At 74.7% G+C, this 4,746-nt stretch carries 4 protein-coding genes and 1 pseudogene; 4 read left to right on the top strand and 1 reads right to left on the bottom strand.

Translation table 11 applies throughout. The features are described from left to right. Positions 1–943, bottom strand: a pseudogene (locus HGA02_RS10855) (DNA recombination protein RmuC); the annotation flags it as partial. On the opposite strand from HGA02_RS10855, the gene purD reads away from it, so the two are divergent. The 4 genes from purD to HGA02_RS10835 all read left to right on the top strand — a co-directional run bounded on the left by purD (position 854) and on the right by HGA02_RS10835 (position 4,704). Beyond that, positions 854–2,101 carry a phosphoribosylamine--glycine ligase gene (gene purD / locus HGA02_RS10850; protein ID WP_425483057.1) on the top strand — a complete coding sequence of 416 codons (1,248 nt, stop codon included), beginning with the start codon at positions 854–856 and terminating at the stop codon, positions 2,099–2,101. The pseudogene HGA02_RS10855 and the gene purD overlap by 90 nt on opposite strands. A 25-nt stretch (positions 2,102–2,126) precedes the next feature. Further along, positions 2,127–2,522 carry a DUF2750 domain-containing protein gene (locus HGA02_RS10845; protein ID WP_168679019.1) on the top strand — a complete coding sequence of 132 codons (396 nt, stop codon included), beginning with the start codon at positions 2,127–2,129 and terminating at the stop codon, positions 2,520–2,522. 49 nt (positions 2,523–2,571) lie between these two features. Then, the gene (locus HGA02_RS10840; RefSeq protein ID WP_343035438.1) at positions 2,572–3,504 is read left to right on the top strand and encodes a phosphoribosylaminoimidazolesuccinocarboxamide synthase; all 933 of its coding nucleotides are present in this window, start codon (positions 2,572–2,574) and stop codon (positions 3,502–3,504) included. A gap of 168 nt (positions 3,505–3,672) precedes the next feature. Next, on the top strand, positions 3,673–4,704 hold the full coding sequence (locus HGA02_RS10835) for an ABC transporter substrate-binding protein (RefSeq protein WP_168679018.1): 1,032 nt from the start codon (positions 3,673–3,675) through the stop codon (positions 4,702–4,704). Positions 4,705–4,746 lie beyond the last annotated feature (42 nt).

Genomic DNA, 4,746 nt, shown 5'->3' with positions numbered 1-4,746 from the left:
GGTCCTCGGGACGCGGCAGCTCGGCGTCGAACGCCCGCGCGTCGCGCCGCTCGGCGCCGTCGCCGAGCACACGCTCGTCGAGCGCCACGATCTGCTCCTCGGCGGACGCGACGAGCTCGGGCGCGCTGACGACGGAGAGCTGCGGGTTGACCGGCGTCGGCGTCGGCAGGTCGCCGTCGACGACGTGCAGGTCGGCGAACCGGCGCGCGCTCACGAGCACGCGCGTCTCGAGCGAGCCGACCGCCTGGTTGTAGGCGCCCGCGGCGGAGTCGATCGCCCGCCCGAGGCGCGTCAGGTGCGCGCCCATCGTGGCGAGCCGCCCGTGCAGCTCCTTGCCGAGCGACAGGACGGCCTGCGCGTTGCTGGCGAGGGCGTCCTGCCGCCACGCATAGGCGACCGTCCGCAGCAGCGTGAGCAGCGTGACGGGCGTCGCGAGGACGACGTTCCGCTCGAACGCGTACTCGACGAGCGTCGGGTCCTGGTCGGCGGCGGCGTGCAGGAACGACTCGGCGGGGACGAACATCACGACGAACTCGGGCGCGGGCGCGAACTGGTCCCAGTACCGCTTCGACGCGAGGTCGTCGACGTGCTTGCGGACGTGCCGGGCGTGCGCGGCGAGCCGGTCGGCCCGCACCGCGGGGTCGTCCGTCTGCGACGCCTCGAGGAAGCCGAGGAACGCGACCTTCGCGTCGACGACGACGTGCTTGCCGCCCGCGAGCCGCACGACCATGTCGGGGCGCAGCAGGCCGTCGTCGGTGCGGACCTGCTCCTGCTCGACGAAGTCGACGTGCGCGAGCATCCCCGCGGCCTCGACGACGCGGCGCAGCTGCACCTCGCCCCATCGGCCCCGGACCTGCGAGGACCGCAGCGCCGTGACGAGCTGGGCCGTCTCCCCACGGAGCTGCTCGGAGGCCACGCGCATGGCGCGGACCTGCTCGCCGAGCGCCGCGTGCCCCTCGACGCGCGCCTTCTCCGCCTCGGCGAGCTCGGCGCGGACCTGGTCGTCGTCGGCCCGGAGGCCCCGCTCGTGGCGGGCGTGGCCGACGCCGTCCGCGCGGCCGGGATCCCTGTGTTCGGCCCGTCGGCCGAGGCCGCGCGCCTGGAGGGGTCGAAGGCGTTCGCGAAGGACGTCATGGCCGCCGCGGGCGTCCCGACCGCCGAGCCGCGCGTCGCGTCGACGGTCGACGAGGTCGCCGCAGCGCTCGACGCGTTCGGTCCGCCGTACGTCGTCAAGGAGGACGGGCTCGCCGCGGGCAAGGGCGTCGTCGTGACCGACGACCGCGCGCTCGCGCTCGAGCACGGGCGCGCGTGCGTCGAGAAGGAGGGCGGCCGGGCCGTCGTCGAGGAGTACCTCGACGGCCCCGAGGTGTCGCTGTTCGTGCTGTCCGACGGTGCGACGGTCGTCCCGCTGGTCCCCGCGCAGGACTTCAAGCGCGCGCTCGACGGCGACGCCGGCCCGAACACGGGCGGCATGGGCGCGTACTCGCCGCTGCCGTGGGCGCCCGACGGGCTGGTCGACGAGGTCCTGGACCTCGTCGCGCGGCCCACGGTCGACGAGATGGCCCGCCGCGGCACGCCGTTCGTCGGCGTCCTCTACTGCGGCCTCGCGCTCACGTCGAAGGGCACGCGCGTGGTCGAGTTCAACGCGCGCTTCGGCGACCCGGAGACGCAGGTCGTCCTGCCGCGGCTCGCGACGCCGCTCGCGGGCGTGCTGCTCGCGGCGGCGACGGGCGCCCTCGCGGACCTGCCCCCGCTGGAGTGGCGCGACGACGCGGCCGTGACGGTCGTCGTCGCGTCGCACGGCTACCCCGGCACGGTCCGCGGCGGCGACCCGATCACGGGCGTCGAGGATGCCGAGGCCCTCCCGGGTGTGCATGTCCTGCACGCGGGCACCGCGCTGCGGCAGAACCCTGCGGGCGACGACGACTCCCAGGTCGACGGCGCGCACCTCGTGTCGAACGGCGGACGCGTGCTGTCGGTCGTGGGCGTCGGCGCCGACCTCGCCGCCGCGCGTGCGGCCGCCTACGCGGGCGTCGAGCAGATCGAGCTCGCTGGCTCGCACCACCGCTCCGACATCGCCGCCTCGGCCGCCGGACGCTGACCACGGTGCGGCGGGGGACCCGGCCATGAGCACGAGCGCGGCGCACGCGGCAGCCTTCTACGCGGATCTGTCGCGCGGTTCCTCGGTGTGGACGATCCGCGACGACAAGGGCTTCCCGTCGTTCATGAACGGCTCGGGCCAGGAGGTGATGCCGTTCTGGTCCCGCCGGACCCGCGTGGACCGTGTCGTCGCCCGCGTGCCTGCGTTCTCCGCCTTGTCGGTCGTCGAGATCCCGCTCGACGAGTTCCTGCGGCGGTGGTTGCCCGGACTGAGGGGCGACGGCATCCGCGTGGGCGTCAACTGGTCGGGCGCGTCGGCGACGGGATACGACCTGACTGTCTCGGAGCTCGAGCGGAACCTCGCCGCTGCCGGTGTGCGATCGCCGGCCGGAGGCGGCCCGGGTCCCGGCGTCGACGCGTGACGATGGACGCGGTGCGCGCCGTCGGCGGTCCGCACGCCAGACTGTGCGCGTGACTCTCGCCGTCGTGCCCGAACCGTCCGTCGCGCTGCCCGGTTGGGCGCACACGTACTCCGGCAAGGTGCGAGACCTGTACGTCCCCGACGAGTCCGCCGCGGGTGCGGCGATCACCGCCGAGCACGGCGACGTCGTGCTGGTCGTCGCGAGCGACCGGGTCTCCGCGTACGACCACGTGCTGTCGCCGGGCATCCCGGGCAAGGGCGTCGTGCTCACGCAGCTCAGCCTGTGGTGGTTCGAGCAGCTGGCCGACCTCGTGCCGAGCCACGTCGTCTCGACGGACGTGCCCGAGGCCGTGGCAGGCCGCGCGATGGTGTGCCGTCGCCTGTCGATGTTCCCCGTCGAGTGCGTCGCCCGCGGCTACCTGACGGGCTCGGGACTGGCCGAGTACCGCGCGTCGGGCGAGGTCACGGGCATCCCGCTGCCGGCCGGCCTGGTGGACGGGTCGCGGCTGCCCGAGCCGATCTTCACGCCCGCGACGAAGGCGGAGCTCGGGGACCACGACGAGAACGTGCCGTTCTCGGCGGTCGTCGCGCAGATCGGCGAGGAGGCCGCGACGACGCTGCGCGACCTCACGCTCGCCGTCTACGCGCGGGCGGAGGCCGTCGCGCGCGAGCGGGGCGTGATCCTCGCGGACACCAAGCTCGAGTTCGGCACCGACCCGACGACGGGCGCGGTCACGCTGGGCGACGAGGTGCTCACGCCGGACTCGTCGCGGTTCTGGCCCGCCGACGCGTGGGAGCCGGGCCGCGCGCAGCCGAGCTTCGACAAGCAGTTCGTCCGCGACTGGCTGACGTCGCCCGCGTCGGGGTGGGACCGCGAGTCCGACGTGCCGCCGCCGGTCCTGCCGGCCGACGTCGTCGAGCGCACGCGCGACCGGTACCTCGAGGCGTTCGAGCGTCTGACGGGCGCGCCGCTCCCGCTCTGAGCGGTGGCACCGGGGTGCTCTCCCGGGCGACAGGGCGTAGCGCCCGGTGTGAGCAGGGCGACATCCGGGTCCCACCAGAGGGGTCGCAGGCGAGGTTAGGCTTGCCTCATCCGCCGGCCGCGACGGGAAGACCGTGTCGGCCCGCCCCTCACCGATGGGAGTCCCCCCGTGCGCCACCTGCGCCGCTCCGCCGTCGCCGTCGTCGCGACCGCGCTGACCCTCGCGCTCGCCGCGTGCGCCGGCTCGACCGACGACGACGCCGCCACCCCCGAGCCCGGCAGCACCGAGAGCGACGGCACGACGTTCCCCGTCACCATCGAGTCGGCGCTCGGCGAGGCCGTCATCGAGCAGAAGCCCGAGCGCGTCGTGACCCTCGGCTGGGGTGCGGACGACATCGCGCTCTCGCTCGGCACGGTGCCCGTGGGCATCGAGGCCGACACGTGGGGCGGCGACGAGGACGGCTACCACCCGTGGTTCCGCGAGGCGATCGAGGAGCGCGACGCCGAGCTCCCCGAGGCGATCGCCGCGTACCCGCTCGACGTCGACGCGATCGTCGCGCTCGAGCCCGACCTGGTCCTCGCGCCGCAGTCGGGCCTGGAGCAGGACGTCTTCGACCAGCTCTCCGAGGTCGTGCCGGTGGTGGCGTACCCGAAGGAGGCGTGGCAGACGACGATCGAGGAGCAGGTCGAGATCATCGCGACCGCCCTCGGCGTTCCCGAGCAGGCCGAGCCGCTGCTGCAGACGCGTCAGGACGCGATCGACGAGGCCGCGCTCGCCAACCCCGAGCTCGCCGGGATCTCGTTCGCGTACGTCTACGCCGGCACGCCCGGCAGCCTCGACGTGTACCTGCCGGGCGACCCGCGCGTCGACCTGCTCACCGACCTGGGCCTCGAGCTCGCGCCGTCGGTCGCGGACCTGAAGCCGTCACCGAACACGTTCACGTCGAGCCTGGGCCTCGAGAACGCGGACCAGCTCGCCGACGTCCAGCTGCTGTTCACGTGGTTCGGGGACGAGGCCGAGCAGGCCGCGACCGAGGCGCAGCCGCTGTTCGCGCAGATCCCCGCCTTCGCCGCCGGTGCGTACGTGCCGATGCTCGACCGCTCGCTCGGCATGGCCGTCACGACCGCCACGCCGCTGTCGCTGCCGTGGGCGCTCGACGCGTACCTGCCGCTCATCACCGCGGGCGCCGAGAAGGTCTGACCCGGACCGCCCGGCCGGTCCGCCACGCGCGACCGGCCGGGC

Source organism: Cellulomonas septica, from assembly GCF_012396155.1.
GTDB classification, from domain to species: domain Bacteria; phylum Actinomycetota; class Actinomycetes; order Actinomycetales; family Cellulomonadaceae; genus Cellulomonas; species Cellulomonas septica.
Note: the sequence above shows the minus strand (reverse complement) of the source record. Positions and strands in the feature narration are given on the sequence as shown.

Excerpts from the sequence above, each read along its gene's own strand:
- HGA02_RS10845 (WP_168679019.1), top strand. The coding sequence starts at position 2,127 with ATGAGCACGAGCGCGGCGCACGCGGCAGCCTTCTACGCGGATCTGTCG.